Origin of the sequence: Lysinibacillus sphaericus (genome assembly GCF_005217585.1) — a bacterium.
In the GTDB taxonomy this organism is placed as follows: domain Bacteria; phylum Bacillota; class Bacilli; order Bacillales_A; family Planococcaceae; genus Lysinibacillus; species Lysinibacillus sphaericus.
Map to the genome: position 1 here is coordinate 584,016 of NZ_SZPT01000001.1, position 15,935 is coordinate 599,950.

18 protein-coding genes and 1 other annotated feature are annotated in these 15,935 nt (G+C 37.3%); of the genes, 15 read left to right on the forward strand and 3 right to left on the reverse strand.

All coding sequences use genetic code 11. The annotated features are described in order from the left end of the window. The first annotated feature begins 53 nt into the window (after positions 1-53). From FC748_RS02845 to FC748_RS02855, 3 genes are all read left to right on the forward strand, one after another. Entirely contained in the window at positions 54-533 is a 480-nt protein-coding gene (locus FC748_RS02845) for a DUF456 domain-containing protein (RefSeq protein WP_108029770.1), read from the forward strand. Positions 534-719: 186 nt separating this feature from the next. Continuing rightward, on the forward strand, positions 720-1,325 hold the full coding sequence (locus tag FC748_RS02850; protein WP_024361290.1) for a superoxide dismutase: 606 nt from the start codon (positions 720-722) through the stop codon (positions 1,323-1,325). Positions 1,326-1,840: 515 nt separating this feature from the next. Next, positions 1,841-4,036, forward strand: a complete 2,196-nt coding sequence (locus FC748_RS02855) for a peptidoglycan D,D-transpeptidase FtsI family protein (protein ID WP_108029769.1) — start codon at positions 1,841-1,843, stop codon at positions 4,034-4,036. A 60-nt stretch (positions 4,037-4,096) separates the two neighbouring features. Here FC748_RS02855 and FC748_RS02860 read toward each other — a convergent pair whose 3' ends face one another. Continuing rightward, on the reverse strand, positions 4,097-4,291 hold the full coding sequence (locus FC748_RS02860; RefSeq protein ID WP_036204720.1) for a hypothetical protein: 195 nt from the start codon (positions 4,289-4,291) through the stop codon (positions 4,097-4,099). Between the two features lie 235 nt (positions 4,292-4,526). Here FC748_RS02860 and FC748_RS02865 point away from each other — a divergent pair, with 235 nt between their 5' ends. The 9 genes from FC748_RS02865 (at position 4,527) to FC748_RS02905 (ending at position 13,421) form a co-directional block, all read left to right on the forward strand. Next, positions 4,527-5,492 (forward strand): PstS family phosphate ABC transporter substrate-binding protein, encoded by a 966-nt coding sequence (locus FC748_RS02865; RefSeq protein WP_024361287.1) that lies wholly within the window; start codon positions 4,527-4,529, stop codon positions 5,490-5,492. A 64-nt stretch (positions 5,493-5,556) separates the two neighbouring features. Then, a complete protein-coding gene (gene pstC, locus FC748_RS02870; protein WP_024361286.1) occupies positions 5,557-6,504 on the forward strand; it encodes a phosphate ABC transporter permease subunit PstC in 948 nt (315 codons plus the stop codon). A gap of 1 nt (position 6,505) precedes the next feature. Continuing rightward, entirely contained in the window at positions 6,506-7,384 is an 879-nt protein-coding gene (gene pstA, locus FC748_RS02875; protein WP_024361285.1) for a phosphate ABC transporter permease PstA, read from the forward strand. A 54-nt stretch (positions 7,385-7,438) separates the two neighbouring features. Then, positions 7,439-8,230: a phosphate ABC transporter ATP-binding protein PstB gene (gene pstB, locus FC748_RS02880; RefSeq protein ID WP_172583046.1), complete on the forward strand. Its 792-nt coding sequence runs from the start codon at positions 7,439-7,441 to the stop codon at positions 8,228-8,230. Between the two features lie 18 nt (positions 8,231-8,248). After that, positions 8,249-8,908 carry a phosphate signaling complex protein PhoU gene (phoU, locus tag FC748_RS02885; protein ID WP_024361283.1) on the forward strand — a complete coding sequence of 220 codons (660 nt, stop codon included), beginning with the start codon at positions 8,249-8,251 and terminating at the stop codon, positions 8,906-8,908. 192 nt (positions 8,909-9,100) lie between these two features. Continuing rightward, positions 9,101-9,973, forward strand: a complete 873-nt coding sequence (locus FC748_RS02890; RefSeq protein WP_025219985.1) for a hypothetical protein — start codon at positions 9,101-9,103, stop codon at positions 9,971-9,973. Positions 9,974-10,088: 115 nt separating this feature from the next. Continuing rightward, on the forward strand, positions 10,089-11,156 hold the full coding sequence (locus FC748_RS02895) for a mechanosensitive ion channel family protein (RefSeq protein WP_025219984.1): 1,068 nt from the start codon (positions 10,089-10,091) through the stop codon (positions 11,154-11,156). A gap of 39 nt (positions 11,157-11,195) precedes the next feature. After that, positions 11,196-11,401: a binding site (T-box leader), on the forward strand. A gap of 68 nt (positions 11,402-11,469) precedes the next feature. Continuing rightward, complete coding sequence (gene trpE / locus FC748_RS02900) at positions 11,470-12,855, forward strand: anthranilate synthase component I (protein ID WP_108029768.1); 1,386 nt, start codon at positions 11,470-11,472, stop codon at positions 12,853-12,855. Next, a complete protein-coding gene (locus tag FC748_RS02905) occupies positions 12,852-13,421 on the forward strand; it encodes an anthranilate synthase component II (protein WP_108029767.1) in 570 nt (189 codons plus the stop codon). Before trpE ends, FC748_RS02905 begins: the two co-directional genes overlap by 4 nt. Before the next feature lie 125 nt (positions 13,422-13,546). Here the strand turns inward: FC748_RS02905 and FC748_RS02910 are convergent, their stop codons facing one another. Then, complete coding sequence (locus FC748_RS02910) at positions 13,547-14,062, reverse strand: hypothetical protein (RefSeq protein ID WP_108029766.1); 516 nt, start codon at positions 14,060-14,062, stop codon at positions 13,547-13,549. 2 nt (positions 14,063-14,064) lie between these two features. Further along, complete coding sequence (locus FC748_RS02915; protein ID WP_108029765.1) at positions 14,065-14,508, reverse strand: hypothetical protein; 444 nt, start codon at positions 14,506-14,508, stop codon at positions 14,065-14,067. Positions 14,509-14,667: 159 nt separating this feature from the next. On the opposite strand from FC748_RS02915, the gene rpmG reads away from it, so the two are divergent. The 3 genes from rpmG to FC748_RS02930 all read left to right on the forward strand — a co-directional run bounded on the left by rpmG (position 14,668) and on the right by FC748_RS02930 (position 15,678). After that, complete coding sequence (rpmG, locus tag FC748_RS02920) at positions 14,668-14,817, forward strand: 50S ribosomal protein L33 (protein ID WP_008408521.1); 150 nt, start codon at positions 14,668-14,670, stop codon at positions 14,815-14,817. A 65-nt stretch (positions 14,818-14,882) separates the two neighbouring features. Continuing rightward, positions 14,883-15,467 (forward strand): 5-formyltetrahydrofolate cyclo-ligase, encoded by a 585-nt coding sequence (locus FC748_RS02925; protein ID WP_107893982.1) that lies wholly within the window; start codon positions 14,883-14,885, stop codon positions 15,465-15,467. A gap of 1 nt (position 15,468) precedes the next feature. Beyond that, complete coding sequence (locus FC748_RS02930) at positions 15,469-15,678, forward strand: YqgQ family protein (protein ID WP_024361277.1); 210 nt, start codon at positions 15,469-15,471, stop codon at positions 15,676-15,678. Positions 15,679-15,935: the final 257 nt, after the last annotated feature.

Below are 15,935 nucleotides of genomic sequence, written 5' to 3' on the forward strand. Positions count from 1 at the left end.
TTTGGCAATATTTTTCGTATGTAAGGCATGCAAGACAAAAGGAGAGAGCTTTGATGGAAGTTGTTGGCTGGATCGTAGTGATTGCCTGCTTTATCGTTTCATTTGTTGGATTAGTGTATCCGATAATCCCAGGTGTTCTATTTTTACTAGGTGGATTTATTCTTTATGGATCATTTTTCTCATTTGCTGATTTAAGTTGGTGGTTCTGGGCAATTGAAATTTTATTTGTTGTCCTTCTCTTTGGAGCTGATACGGTTGCAAATGCTGTTGGTATTAAAAAATTCGGTGGCTCCAATGCAGGAATGTGGGGCAGTACAATCGGTTTATTGATTGGGCCATTCGTTATTCCTGTTGCCGGCATTTTAGTAGGGCCTTTTTTAGGCGCCATCATTGCAGAGCTTATTGTAGAGCGAAGAACTTTTAATGAAGCTGTAAAAAGTGGTGTGGGTTCGCTTATCGGTTTTTTAACGTCAACCGTAGCCAAGGCAGTTATTCAAATTGTGATGATTGTCGTATTCTTTATTGCTATTTAAACGTATTGTGGGGGTAACTATAAAGTTTAACAAATTAAAGAAGTGGGTATATTAGAAATTGGATTATTTATTTCGGTCAAAAGGCTGAAATCTTTAATTTGAGGTATTTTTCATTGAATGGTTTGACCAATTTTGATAATCTAAGGATGTACTAATTATTTCTTTATTTTAGGGAGGAACTTAATAATGGCTTACGAATTACCACAATTAACTTATGCTTACGATGCATTAGAACCAAATATCGATGCAAAAACTATGGAAATTCACTATTCTAAACACCACAATACTTATGTAACAAATTTAAACGCAGCAGTGGAAGGTACTGAATTTGCAGAAAAAGACATTAATGACTTAATCGCAAATATCGATGCACTTCCAGCTGACAAACAAACAGCAGTTCGTAACAACGGTGGCGGACATGCTAACCACACACTATTCTGGGAAGTAATCGCACCAGGCGGTTCAAAAACTCCAGTTGGTGAAGTAGCTAAAGCAATCGATGCTAAATTTGGTTCTTTCGATGCTTTCAAAGAAGAGTTTGCAAAAGCTGCAACAACTCGATTCGGTTCAGGTTGGGCTTGGTTAATCGTTGATGGTGATTCAGTAGCAGTTACATCTACACCAAACCAAGACTCTCCAGTTATGGAAGGTAAAACACCAATCTTAGGATTAGATGTTTGGGAGCACGCTTACTACTTAAACTATCAAAACCGTCGTCCAGATTATATCGGTGCTTTCTGGAACGTAGTAAACTGGGATGCAGTAGAAGCTAAATTTCAAGCTGCAAAATAATCATTTGCGATAAAAAAGCAAAATAATTAGGTTTCTGCGGAACTATTGTGAAGCGGAAGTTTACTAATTATTTCTATGTAAAGGGCTATGTATAAGGTGAAAAATCACCTTGGCATGGCCCTTTTTATATGATTTTAGCGCATTTAGTAATGTTGCTTTCGAATAGCAGAAATCCATATATACGGAAGGAAACTTTTCTTGCCAAGTACCGTCATTTAAAATGATGCTTCCTCTAGTTAAGGATTGTTACGGCAGATCATTTCATAAATAGTCGGAAATTACGAATAGGTCGACGAAGCAAACGGCTGGGACTCCTCCAACGAAGTGTGAAAAGCGACCATCTGTAGTGTAAGTGATGTGATTGCTTCTATTTTACATTTTTCAATAATTAGTATTTTAATGATGACAAGGCGAATTATGAAAATGATGCAAGAGTATGCTTTTCTGACGCAACTTCGAATGGTATACTAGGTATCGTGTATTTAAACAGTTATTAGATGAGGAGGGGAATACATATGCGCAAAGCACCGGGGAAAAATCGCGCAGCGAGTGTTAAAGCGAAACATCACTCTAATTTAACATTTCGTATGAATGTCCTTTTCTTTGCTATATTTATCGTATTTTCGATGTTAATTTTTAGACTTGGTTATATGCAAATTGTTAAAGGGGAAGATTATGTTCGTATTTTAGAGCGGACTGAGGAAGTACCTGTCAATACGAGTGTGCCAAGGGGTCGGATGTATGATCGTTATGGGCGTATTTTAGTGGATAATCAGCCTGAAAACGCGATTACGTATACAAAAATGCAGACGACTAAAACGGAGGATATGTTAGCAATTGCTGAAAAGCTGGCTCAATTGATTGAACAACCAACGAATCGTGTCACATTACGCGATAAATTGGATTTTTGGATTTTAAAAAACCATGACGCAGCATATGCAAAAATATCTGATGAAGAGCAAACGAAAATTAAAACACAGGAAAATATTACGACAAGTCAAGCGAATGCAGAAATCGATAAAATTGTACGTGAGCGCATTACAGACGAAGAATTAGCACAATTAACGGAAGCGGATTTAGAAGTATTAGCTATTTACCGCGAGATGGTATCAGGCTACAATTTATCACCTCAAATCATTAAAAGTGAAAATGTATCTGCAGATGAATTTGCGCGTGTTTCAGAGCGTTTAACTGAGTTGCCAGGAGTCAACACAACGACAGATTGGAAGCGTGTTAAACTATCATCCCTTTCTGTGTTAGGCCGTACAACTGTACCAACAAAAGGGATACCGAAAGAGAAGCTCAATTATTATTTAGCACGTGATTATTCACGTAATGATCGCGTCGGAGAAAGTTATATTGAAGCGCAATATGAAGAACTTTTACAAGGGCAAAAAACAGTTGTCAAAAATATTACGAATAAAAAAGGGCAAGTTGTTGATACCATTACAACATATGAAGGCGAGCCTGGAAAAGATTTAGTATTAACATTCGATAGCGAGTTACAAGCCGCTAATGAAAAAATTGTAGAAGAAGAACTGCTGAAGTTAAAAGCAATGTCTGGCTCAAGTTTATTAGACCGAGCGTTCTTAATCATGATGGACCCAAATACGGGAGATATCCTATCAATGGTAGGTAAAAAAATCGAAAAAGATTCGGAAACGGGCAGAAATGTAGTTGTGGATTATGCATACGGCTCGTTTACAACAGCTTATGAGGCAGGGTCTGTCGTAAAAGCAGCCACTTTGCTGACAGGCTATAAACTAGGGGTGATTACTCCGAACACAGTATTAGGAGATGAACCAATCCATTTACTAGGTACACCCGTTAAAAGGTCGATTTTCAACCAAGGTGGCTATATTTCAATGGATGGTTTAAGCGCACTTGAGCAATCTTCCAACGTTTATATGTTTAAAACGGCAATGCTTATTAATGGCACACCATACAGTTACATGATGCCATTGCGATTAAATGATCAAACATTCCCGAAAATGCGTAATTCCTATGCACAGTTTGGCTTAGGTGTTAAAACAGGCATTGATTTACCTAATGAATTTAGTGGGGTAGAAGGCCCAATCATGGGTGGTAAAACACTCGACTTAGCCATTGGACAATATGATACGTATACACCGCTTCAACTAGCACAATATATTTCAACGATAGCGAATGGCGGCTATCGTGTTCAGCCCCATGTCGTGAAAGAAGTGCGTGATCCATCAAAAGATGGTCAGCAGCTAGGGCAATTAGTGACAGAAGTAGGACCAAGAATTTTAAATCATATCGATAATACAGAAGAAGAAATTAATTATGTAAAAAAAGGCTTGCATCGTGTTTATACGGGTTCTCGTGGTACGGCACGTTCAGCATTTTCGAACGCACCTTTTACCGCTGCCGGGAAAACAGGGACAGCCGAAGTAGTATATTATGGACCATTACGTGAACGTTATGGTACAAATACGATTAATTTAACGCATGTTGGCTATGCGCCATATGAAAATCCTGAAGTTGCTTATGCTGTTGTCATTCCATGGGCAACTACGAACCTTAATCAACATTTATCGAATAATAACGTGATTGCAAGACGTGCTTTAGATGCTTACTATGAGCTAAAAGCAAAATATGAAAAGACAAAAGTGACAGATAATAAAGTAGAACAACCAATTTTACCTGCGATTACAAAAGATAAAATCGGTGAAGATGAACAAGAATAAAAAAACCGCTAGCGCATATTTTTATGCCTAGCGGTTTTTTAGTATCTATATAGCTTTTTACTAGCGATTAAGCTGTTGAATCGCCAATTCAAATTGTTCCTTCGGTTTTTCTCCATAAAGCTCAATATTATTATAGAAATACGTCGTCATCATAAAATCAATAGCCTCCTGTAATGACAACTCTCGATGATCCATGATAAGTGTTAAATATGTTTTAAAGTAATCGGCATTTTGTACATTTGCATGATTAATCACAAAGTCAAACTCCTCTTATAATATTTCCTGACACAAATGAATATTATAGCATCTTTGCTAAAGGAAGCAAATCATTTAATTGCAATTGTAAACGTCTCTTTACAATCGTTTACAAAGCATTACATTCCTTTACGTGTCTTTTACGAACGGTTTATACGAATTCAACAATAAGTCATTATAGTAAAGATTGTAAGGCAAAACACAAATAAAAAAGTTAGTGACGGAGGCAAATGAGATGAAAAAGTGGAAGTACTTAACGATGACAGCGGTAATGGGTTCAGCATTAATGCTTGGTGCATGTAGCGGAGACAACTCAACGCAAAACAATAACAATGCAGAAACGAACTCAGGACAAGAAGCTGCTGACGAAAAACTGCAAGGTTCAGTTGCTGGAGATGGTTCATCAACAGTAGCACCAATTATTGAAGCAGTTGTTGAAGAGTATGCAGGTGCACAACCGGATGTCAAAGTATCGGTAGGTGTTTCTGGTACTGGTGGTGGCTTTGAAAAATTCATCGCAGGTGAGACAGACTTTTCAAATGCATCTCGTTTTATAAAGACAGAAGAGAAAGAAAAACTAGACCAAGCTGGAATAGCTTACACTGAGTTAGCTTTAGCATATGATGGTTTATCAGTAGTGGTGAATCCTGAAAACGATTGGGCAAAGGATTTAACTATAGAACAACTAAAGAAAATTTGGACTGAAGATGGCACAGAGAAAAAATGGTCAGATATCGACCCTTCATGGCCAGCAGAAAAAATCGTATTCTACTCACCAGGTACTGACTCAGGTACGTATGATTACTTTGATGAAGTCGTTTTAGATGGTGCTGATCTAGTAAGTTCAGCGACATTATCAGAGGATGATAATATGCTAGTCCAAGGTATTTCTGGTGACAAATATGCAATTGGCTTCTTTGGCTTCGCTTACTACTTAGAAAATAAAGATAAGTTAAACATTGTTAAAGTCAATGGAATTGAACCAACACATGACACAATTGAAAAAGGCGAATATACGCCACTTTCACGCCCACTATTCACTTATGTGAAAAACAGTGCGATGAAAGATAATGCAGCAGCATATGATTTCGTTAAGTTCACACTTGAAAATGCAGGAGATATGGCAGAAGCAGTAGGTTATGTTCGTCTACCTGAAGAAAAATATGCTGAAGGCTTAAAAACTTTAGAAGGCTTAAAATAAGTAGACATGCATAGAGGGAAAGAGATGGATGCTCTTTCCCTCGCTTATTGGAAAGGAGCACCCAATGGTTTCTCAAAAGGAAAATAAGACATCATCTGTGCAACAATTAATTGCAAATTCGCGCAATCATAAAACTAAGAAAATAGTGGAAAAAGCCATGCCAGCTTTATTATTTTCTGCAGCGCTTATCTCGATTTTGACAACATTTGGCATTGTTTTCACCCTTATTTTTGAAACGTTTGAGTTTTTCAAGCGTGTTTCGATTACGGATTTTTTATTTGGTACACAGTGGCTACCGTTTTCTGGAAAGGAGCCGTTATTTGGGATTTTACCGCTTATCGCAGGAACACTGAAAGTTACATTAATTGCAGTTGCTGTAGCAGTACCATTTGGGATTGCTTCAGCCATATATTTAAGTGAATATGCGAGTGAGAAAACAAGACGTACAGTTAAACCGATTTTAGAAGTATTAGCAGGTGTACCGACAATCGTTTATGGCTTCTTTGCATTAACGTTTGTCACACCAGTGCTACAAGGAATTATTCCAGAGCTTAAACTATTTAATGCACTTAGTCCAGGGATTGTAGTGGGCATTATGATATTACCAATGATTACATCACTATCAGAAGATGCCATGTCATCTGTACCAAACAGTATGCGAGAAGGGGCTTTAGCGCTAGGGGCTACGAAGTTTGAGGTTGCTATAAAAGTAGTGTTACCAGCCGCTTTATCGGGAATTGTGGCATCAGTCGTACTTGCTATTTCCCGGGCAATTGGGGAAACAATGATTGTGTCCTTAGCAGGAGGATCGACACCTAAATTTGATTTAAATGTCACAGATTCCATCCAAACGATGACAGCCTATATTGTACAAGTTTCTACGGGTGATGCTGGTTATGGAACGACGATTTATTACTCGATCTACTCAGTTGGATTCACATTATTTATCTTTACGTTAGTGATGAACTTAATCGCTCATTATATTTCGAAACGCTTCAGGGAGGTTTACTAGCATGCGCTATATCGATGATACAGTCGTCAAGAAACGAATGACTAAACGTATTACATTCAATAAAGTCTGGAAATCCTTATTTTTCTTGGCAACTACATTTGCGCTTGTAATGCTAGCGATTTTGCTCTACCGCATTGTGACGCAAGGAGTAGGTTACTTAAACATTGATTTCCTAACGAATTTTGCTTCACGCTTTGCGGATAAGGCAGGGATTAAAGCTGCATTAATCGGCTCACTTTGGTTAATGGGAGTAGTAGCTCCGGTATCGATTGTTTTAGGTGTAGGAACAGCGATTTATCTAGAAGAATATGCAAAGAAAAATAGATTGAATGATTTTATTCGCATGAATATCTCAAACTTAGCAGGTGTACCTTCAATTGTTTTTGGTTTACTTGGGTTAACAATTTTTGTTCGTATGATGGAACTAGGTAAAAGTATTTTAGCAGCAGGTTTAACGATGAGTTTGCTAATATTACCTGTAATAATCGTGGCTGCTCAGGAAGCAATACGCGCTGTACCGAATGAACAACGTGAAGCTTCTTATGGGATGGGAGCGACGAAATGGCAAACCATTTTACGTGTCGTATTACCAGCTGCCATCCCTGGGATTTTAACAGGTAGTATTTTAGCTTTATCTCGTGCAATAGGTGAAACAGCACCACTCGTAGTAATTGGGATACCTGTTATTTTACAATTTTTACCTAATGATTTATTAAGCCAGTTTACTGCATTGCCGATGCAAATTTATGATTGGGCTAAACGTCCGCAAGAGGCATTTCAATATGTAGCGGCAGCGGGGATTTTAGTGCTGATGATTGTGCTGCTAATGATGAATTCCATCGCTATTTTTATTCGAAATAAATTCCAAAAACGTTATTAATGAGGTGACCTTATGGTACTAGATTTTAAAGAGGAAAATTCAGTTGTCAAATCAATTAATATAAATGTAAAGCCATCTGCTGAAGTTGCGAAAAAAGTAGTGTATGATACACGTAACTTAAATTTATGGTACGGTGATCATCACGGTTTAAAAGATGTTAATTTAAGTATTTATGAAAATGAAGTCACAGCTATTATTGGCCCTTCAGGTTGCGGGAAATCTACTTATTTAAAAACGTTAAACAGAATGGTAGAGCTAGTACCGATAGTTCGTACATCGGGCGAAATATTATACCGTGAACGAAATATCTTAGATAAAAACTATACAGTTGAGGAATTACGTACTCGCGTAGGGATGGTATTCCAAAAACCTAACCCATTCCCAAAATCAATCTATGATAATATTGCTTACGGTCCACGTATCCACGGCATTAAAAACAAAAAAATTCTAGATGAAATTGTTGAAAAATCATTGCGCGGTGCGGCTATTTGGGATGAAGTAAAAGATCGTCTAAATCAAAATGCTTATGGTTTATCAGGTGGTCAGCAACAGCGTATTTGTATTGCACGTTGTTTAGCAATCGAGCCAGATGTTATTTTAATGGATGAGCCCACTTCTGCACTTGACCCAATTTCTACGTTAAAAGTAGAAGAGCTTGTACAAGAGCTTAAAAAAGATTATTCAATCGTTATTGTTACACATAATATGCAACAAGCGGCACGTATTTCAGACCGTACAGCATTTTTCCTAAGCGGCGAAGTTGTGGAATATGACAAAACAGATGTGATTTTCCAAACACCTTCAGATCAACGTACAGAAGATTACATTTCAGGACGCTTCGGCTAAGCATAGGGGGAACTATAGATGGTAGTACGTGAACGATTTGAGCAAGAGCTTAAGGAAATTCAAGAACAGTTTGTAGAAATTGCAACAAATAGTATTAATGCATTAAAAATATCTTTTGAGGCATTGTTAGAGCAAGATTTGGAGAAATCATTAAAAATTATTGAAGATGATTTATATATTAATCGCCTTGAGGAAGAAATTAATGACCGAGTAATTTTGATGATTGCCAAGCAACAACCTGTAGCGACAGATTTGCGCCGACTTATGGTACTTGTAAAAGCTGCATCTGATATGGAGAGAGTGGGAGATTATGCAGTTAATATCGCAAAAGAGACGATTCGTTTAGGTAAGGAGCCTCTAATCTTCCCAACGACCAATTTACAATCGATGTGTAATAAGACAGTCGAAATGCTTGAAAGTATTATTACAGCCTTTAGGGAAGAAGATACTGTCCGAGCAAAAGAAATTGCTGAACTTGACGATTACGTAGATGATTTATATGGGGCAACAGTAACATTATTACTTCGTGCTGGTGCAGAAAGTCCATCTCATATTTCGCAATTTACACATTTAACATTTGTTTGTCGTCATTTAGAACGTTCAGCGGATCATGCAACGAATATTGCCGAACATTTATTTTACTTAATTAAAGGTAAACATTATGAATTGAATAATTAAAAGAGAAGGGCTGCGACTAAGTGGCCGTTCTCTTTTTGCCCTTTAATACACTATTAAATATAAGAAATCGCGGCAACATTACACTCTACACCTACGTCAAATATTGTAGTGTGTTTATTTGTATTGTCAAAAAAATTTTTTGGTTATACTATAGACATTATCCAAAAAAATGTTCTTAGGAGGTGCTGCTTCGTGAAAGACGGTGTAGAATCACTTATAAAGAAATTTGGTCTAGAGATTTCGTCAGAACAACGCAACTACTTAGATTATCTATATGAAAATTTACATGTAGAAGAGCTAAGTGAGAAGGAACAACATTTTTTTATTGATTATTTTTACAAAAGTGAGACACTGCGTAATATGGCAGCATTTGCACTTGAGCTAGCGGATGTTATGCATGAAATCCGAGAAAACGTTCCAGCTATTGAACAGGCCGAGCGCTTAGCCAACGGTAAAGAGCAACGCATGTACTATGCGCAAAAATGGCAAGAAGCGAGACGTCAAAAGTTAAAGCAGCATACAACTAAAAGTGGAAATGTACTATATGTGCCATTTGTTGATTACAAGGAAGAGCAAGGGCCTATTATTATTTGTCTGGAACAAACTTTTGGCATGGAGAGGTATTCAGCGCTTTGTAAAAGTATGATTTTGCCGTTATTTATGAATGCATATAAAGAGCAAAGAGATCTATATATCGTGCCATACGATTGTCAAATTCACGTGCACTTCCGCTTTGAAAATGGTCATTTAAATCTATCTGATTTTAAAGATTTTATTGAATATAAGGCACAAGGTGAAGCAGCTATTTTGCCTGTGCTACAGTTTGTAAAAGGTTTGCTACAAGAAAATCAGCAATGTGCAGAAACGGAGGTTCTTATTTTTACTGAAGGGAATCCTGTTGATGGACCACATTTATTAGGAAAGCGTGCAAAGACCATGTTAGATGAAATGAAGCAGCGCTATCATGCTGAATTTTCTGTTATTGCGATGAATGAGCATTGTTTTAATGAGCATCACTTCTGGTTTGCAAATAGAGCCATTTTTTCAGAGGATGCGATTCAATAAAATGCGAAGCTGACCAAATCGTTATTGGTCGGCTTATTTTTACTGTAAATCTTAACATCAATTTTTTGCACAAGTATAATTGAAAAAGTACATAGGTATGTAAAAGGAGTATTACATGGATTCATTGAAATGGTTATTACCGAACTTGACTGTACCAACGTGGATAGACATTACCATTGCGGTCGCATTTTGTGTTGTGGGATGGTTGTTTCAGCATTTTGTGCTGAAGAAAATCATTACGAGCAGTGTTACATTTTTAAAGAATAGACAGCGTCATTTTCAAGCGACTGTTCTTGGACAATTTAATAAGGCAATCCGATATGCGTTTATGTCAGCAGTAGTTGTCCTAAGTTTATCGAATTTACTTAAAGTATTTTTATTTACACATTTTGCAACAAAGAATTTTGTGTTGTCTATCATGGTATTTTTTGCCTTTAAAGGCGTATATGATGTGCTTCACTACTATACAAAGAAACCATTAGAGTTAAATAGTGACGAGGAGCAAAATGTTCTTTTACCGTTTTTCCTGCGTATTGGTAAAGTGCTTATTATGATTTTAGCTATGTTTACAATTGCGTCCTTTTGGAACTTTAATCTAAATGGCTTTTTAACAGGAATTGGTTTAACAGGGGTAGCGATTGCTTTTGGTATTCGTGACACCCTAGCCCATGTTTTTGGTGGGATGTCCGTTGCACTCGACAATCCATTTCAAATAGGCGATTGGATTGCGACAGAGGATCAAAAAATAGAAGGTACCATTGAGGATATCAACCTTCGCAGTACACTTATTCAAACAGGCGACAAAGGGCTTGTTTATGTGCCGAACTCATATTTAGTGAATCGTCCAATATATAATTTATCAAAACGAGAGAAACGAAAATGTGAGTTGTTTTTATATGTAGCTGCGGAAAACGAAGAAGAAACATTACGTAGTGCTTTAAGCACAATTCATCAGCAAATTCATTTGCATGCAAATACTGAAAAAGAGCTGATTCATGTATATATAGATGAGTTCTATCAAGCATCATATCGGGTTCTTGTTCGTTTTTATGTTGCAACCAATGATACGGCTGTTATGTTAAATGTACGGCAGGATATTTTATTTGTGATTCGCCAAGTTGTTCAAGATTATGAGATAGTACTTGCAGAACAACCGGACGAGTGTAAACTTGAGAAAAAATAATTTGAATTGTTCGATATTTTACATTACAATATATACTAATAATCGGCTTAGATGAAGAGTAGTAGCTATTATTATTTGTTCAAGAGAGCTAGCGGTTGGTGGAAGCTAGTACAAATAAATAGCGAATGGACTTCGGAGCCCTAATCCAGAAGTTAAGTATGGATTAGCGTTTGCCTACGTTACAAGGCGTTGAGAGGGTCTTTTAAGACCAATAAAGGTGGCACCACGGCTTTTCCGTCCTTTGCGATGGAAAGGCCTTTTTATATGGTTTTTTGGTGTAGTAGAGCAGAGCATAGTGAAGGAGAGATTAAGAATGACAGTTGAGCTTAGCAGATTTGCCATCAAAGTATTACAGGGAGATATGATGACGCCTATATCGGTGTATCAATCTCTGACAGGAAAGCATAAGATGCTATTTGAATCTTCAGCCAAGCATGAAGAAAGTGGGCGTTATTCCTTTATCGCCGTTAACCCAATAGCAGAACTGATTGGGGATAAAAACGGTTATCAATATACTAAAGGAATGAAAATGGATACGTCTAACGATAATGTCTTACAAAAACTAAAAGAAGTAATGCCACTTCATGAAGCGGATTATCCTTTTGCTTTTTTTGGTGGCGCAATCGGCTTTTTTGGTTATGAAACCGCCTTTTATGCTGAAAAAATTGGTGAATATTTACATGATAATTTAGAAATGCCTGATGTCCATGTTTTTTTCTATGATACGTTTATCGTGTTTGATCATTTAAAGCAAGAGGTGACATTAGCAGCAATCGATTTATTTAATGAAGGGCGCACACTAGATAAGATGGAAGCCGCTATTGCTGAAATTGAGCAACAGCTACATGCAGGTACGACATTTGGTGCAATGGAGCTAGGTACAATTGATTTTCAACCAATGATACCAAAGGAAGAGTTTATTGCGATTGTTGAGCGCGCAAAACAGCATATTGTGAAGGGAGATATTTTCCAAATCGTGTTATCCCAACGTTTTTCTTCATCGTTTACAGGCAATCCATTTGCCTTATATCGGCAGTTAAGAACGTCGAATCCATCACCTTATATGTTTTATATGGATTTTGAGGCATACACAATTTTAGGAACTTCTCCAGAGAGTCTTGTAAAGGTCAAGGATCGCAAAGTTACAACAAATCCAATTGCTGGAACGAAACCACGTGGTACAACGCAACAGCAAGATGAAGCGATTGCTGAAAGCTTATTGACGGATGAAAAAGAAATCGCTGAGCATCGAATGTTAGTTGACTTAGGGCGTAATGATATTGGAAGAATTTCTAAGATTGGTACCGTAAAGCTTGTGAAATATATGAACATTGAACGCTACAAACATGTCATGCATATTGTATCTGAAGTTATTGGTGAACTTCGTGATGAAGTCCATGTGTTAGACGTTCTTAGCGCATGTTTGCCAGCTGGTACAGTGTCGGGGGCCCCTAAGATTCGAGCAATGCAGTTAATTAATGAGCTAGAGCCAGTGAAGCGCGGCGTTTATGCTGGTGCAGTTGGGTATATTTCAGCTTCAGGTGATATGGATTTAGCGTTGGCTATTCGTACGATGGTGATCAAAGATGGGTTTGCGCATGTGCAAGCAGGTGCAGGCGTTGTGTATGATTCAGTACCTTTGTCTGAATATGAAGAAACATTAAATAAAGCTCGTGCGCTACTGGAGGTTAAACAATGATTTTACTCATCGATAATTATGATTCATTCACATATAATTTATTTCAGCAAGTCAGTATGCTTGGTAAGGAAGTTCAAGTAGTAAGGAATGATGAAGTAACAATTGAAGAAATAATTGACATGCAACCAGAAGCAATTATTTTATCGCCAGGTCCAGGTACACCAAATGAGGCAGGAATCACAGTACAAGTTGTACAAGAACTATATACAAAATATCCGATTTTAGGGATTTGTTTAGGTCATCAGTCGATAGGGCAGGCATTTGGGGGAACAATTGAGCAAGCTAAAAATATAATGCATGGCAAGCTATCTGCTTTACAGTATGAGCAAACAGGCGTTTTTGCGCAATTTGAAGGTGATATGGAAGTGATGCGCTATCACTCGTTAATCATAGAGCCATCCACGTTGCATGAAGATTTTATTATAACTGCCACTTCGCGTGATGATGGAGAAATTATGGCTATTCAACATAAGCACTATCCACTTGTTGGATTGCAATTCCATCCAGAATCAATAGGCACTAAGACAGGTAGTGACATCGTGCAAGCCTTTTTATCACTCGTTTAGGTGCGTGCCAGGCACTCAAACAATTTCCAAACAATTTGATTTTCAATAGAAAAAATCCACTTGCCTCCTGCGACTTATGAAGTGCTACGCGGAGAGCGAAGTGGATTTTTGTCATTTACGATGTATTATTGCTTTTTCCCAGTTATTAATTTGGCAATTTCCTCTAATGACATGGAAGAATTAACTTCATAAGAGCCGATTTGTAAACTTCGAGCATATTTTGCGTTCGCAAGTAATAGCTCCATCTCTACACTATTTGTAATAATGCCACCGTCTTCGAGCTTTTGCGCCACAATATAGGGCGTTATACCGCTATATATTTGAAGTGTCATTGTGACTTCATTATCAGCGTTCTTATCAGCTTTCGGGGTACTATCAGTACGCTTATCTTCTGCAGACGTGTCAGTTGCATTTTCTTGTTGCTTATTTTCATTCCCAGTTTCTTTCGTCGAGTTCGCTTTTAATGTTGCGATTTCTTTCGTTGCTTGCTCAAGTTTTTTTTGTAGTTCCTCTACATCCGTATCGTTTGAGGAGGCAACTGTCGGTAGACCAATATTCAGATCCAAGCGATCGGCTATAGAAAGCAATGCGCCGACTAGGAAAAGGGCGATACCAAATGCACGGATGGCGGATTTATTCATTATTATCTACCTCCGTTTGCAATCACTTGTCGCACTTGCTCTTCCGTTAAATTGGAGCGAATACTAATATCAGCAATGGAAAGTCCTTGCTTGTTGAGTTCGAGTACCTGACTGATAATGATTTCATGAATCGGCTTTAAGTTGCTTGGCATCGGCTCAGCCTTTTTTACTTGTGCAGCTTGTTGAACAGCCTGCATAACCTGTTGAACCTTTGGATTTTGCGTCGGAGGATTTTTAGCTATGGATGATTTAACCTGAAATTCAGGTTCTAGTAATAGCTCTTCTTCAACAATTTTGAGACGTCGCTTTAAATTATTCGTTTCTTGAAAAATAGAAATGGACAATTCTTCGACATCTTGTTCGACTTTTTTCGCACTATCTTTGAAAAAGAACGATAAAAAGATAAGAACGATACCGACAATCATAAGTATGATGGATAAATCCACTAGTTTCACCCCATTAAATTATGTAATTATAAGGTATTTTACCACATGCAAACTTAATATGAAATGAAGGTAGATTTTTTTTCAGTTTATGTTATAATAGGTTAGTCGTATAAATCATGCTCAAATTTAAATTCTTGATATAGAGTGGGAGGGTTAATAATGCGCGTAAATATTACTTTAGCTTGCACAGATTGCGGCGAACGTAACTACATTTCTAAAAAGAACAAGCGTAACAATCCAGAGCGTCTTGAACTTAAAAAATATTGCTCTCGCGAGAAGAAATACACTCTTCACCGTGAAACAAAGTAATCGCTCATTAAGCCAAAACCACACGTGGTTTTGGCTTTCTACATTTTAAAAGGAGGTGCGATGTCGTGGATAAAACATCGTTGCGAAACAAGGTGCGTGAAGCACTCTCAAATATGAGTGCAGCTACATATCGCGAACAATCATTTGCTATCGCAAGAAAAGTGCTACAGGAACCATATATAATAGAAGCAAATACGATTGGCATTACAATTTCTAATAAGCCAGAAGTGGACACAATTCATCTAATCGAAGCACTTTGGAAACTTGGTAAAACAGTGGCAGTTCCAAAATGTAACGCAAAAACAAGAGAAATGTCATTTTATGCGATAGAATCGTTTGCCCAGTTAGAAACTGTTTATATGCATTTGCGTGAACCAATTCCGGAAATAAGTGAGTTTGTTGACGCAAATGAAATGGATATCATACTTGTTCCTGGCGTAGTTTTTGACACACAAGGCTATCGAATAGGCTACGGTGGTGGTTATTACGATCGCTATGTATTACACTATAAAAAAGGTAAACTAATGTCTGTGCTTTTTGATGAGCAACTATATGAACAGGTGCCTGTAGAGACGCACGACTACCCAGTAGATCTTATCATCACACCGACAAAACGCATTGATTGTGAAGCGCAACGAGGAGCGAAATAAAATGGATAAAATGCTAGATATTTATGATTTATTAAAAACATATGGCACTTATATTTATACACGTGATCCTATTGGCGATTTAATGTTAATGGAGGATGAAATTCGTGAGTTGTACAAGGCGAATGTACTCGACATTAAAGATTACCAAATGGCACTGTTGTTAATACGACAAGAAACGACAAGACTGCGGGTTGAGCAAAATAAGCAGTAATGTTTCAATAGCGAATAATTTGGGTACGGTAAAAATATCGTAATATGTATGTAAAATTAGTAAAAACAGTGGTTTACCACTGTTTTTATGTTTTTACGAAACTTTTTACATTTAAAAACGTATATATTAATGTTAAGCTATAATGAAGCCGAGGAGAAAGGCTGCCAAAAATATATCTGTTGATTATCTGTAAAAAATGGATTAAGATATATTTTGTTTCAGAAATCAAATTGTAAATTTTATTATTTTTTTGTAAG

Coding starts and splice junctions, on each gene's coding strand:
- trpE (WP_108029768.1), top strand. CDS start 11,470: ATGACAGTTGAGCTTAGCAGATTTGCCATCAAAGTATTACAGGGAGAT.
- FC748_RS02850 (WP_024361290.1), top strand. CDS start 720: ATGGCTTACGAATTACCACAATTAACTTATGCTTACGATGCATTAGAA.
- FC748_RS02895 (WP_025219984.1), top strand. CDS start 10,089: ATGGATTCATTGAAATGGTTATTACCGAACTTGACTGTACCAACGTGG.
- rpmG (WP_008408521.1), top strand. CDS start 14,668: ATGCGCGTAAATATTACTTTAGCTTGCACAGATTGCGGCGAACGTAAC.
- FC748_RS02865 (WP_024361287.1), top strand. CDS start 4,527: ATGAAAAAGTGGAAGTACTTAACGATGACAGCGGTAATGGGTTCAGCA.
- FC748_RS02930 (WP_024361277.1), top strand. CDS start 15,469: ATGGATAAAATGCTAGATATTTATGATTTATTAAAAACATATGGCACT.
- FC748_RS02845 (WP_108029770.1), top strand. CDS start 54: ATGGAAGTTGTTGGCTGGATCGTAGTGATTGCCTGCTTTATCGTTTCA.
- pstC (WP_024361286.1), top strand. CDS start 5,557: ATGGTTTCTCAAAAGGAAAATAAGACATCATCTGTGCAACAATTAATT.
- FC748_RS02855 (WP_108029769.1), top strand. CDS start 1,841: ATGCGCAAAGCACCGGGGAAAAATCGCGCAGCGAGTGTTAAAGCGAAA.
- pstA (WP_024361285.1), top strand. CDS start 6,506: ATGCGCTATATCGATGATACAGTCGTCAAGAAACGAATGACTAAACGT.
- phoU (WP_024361283.1), top strand. CDS start 8,249: ATGGTAGTACGTGAACGATTTGAGCAAGAGCTTAAGGAAATTCAAGAA.
- FC748_RS02905 (WP_108029767.1), top strand. CDS start 12,852: ATGATTTTACTCATCGATAATTATGATTCATTCACATATAATTTATTT.
- FC748_RS02910 (WP_108029766.1), bottom strand. CDS start 14,062: ATGAATAAATCCGCCATCCGTGCATTTGGTATCGCCCTTTTCCTAGTC.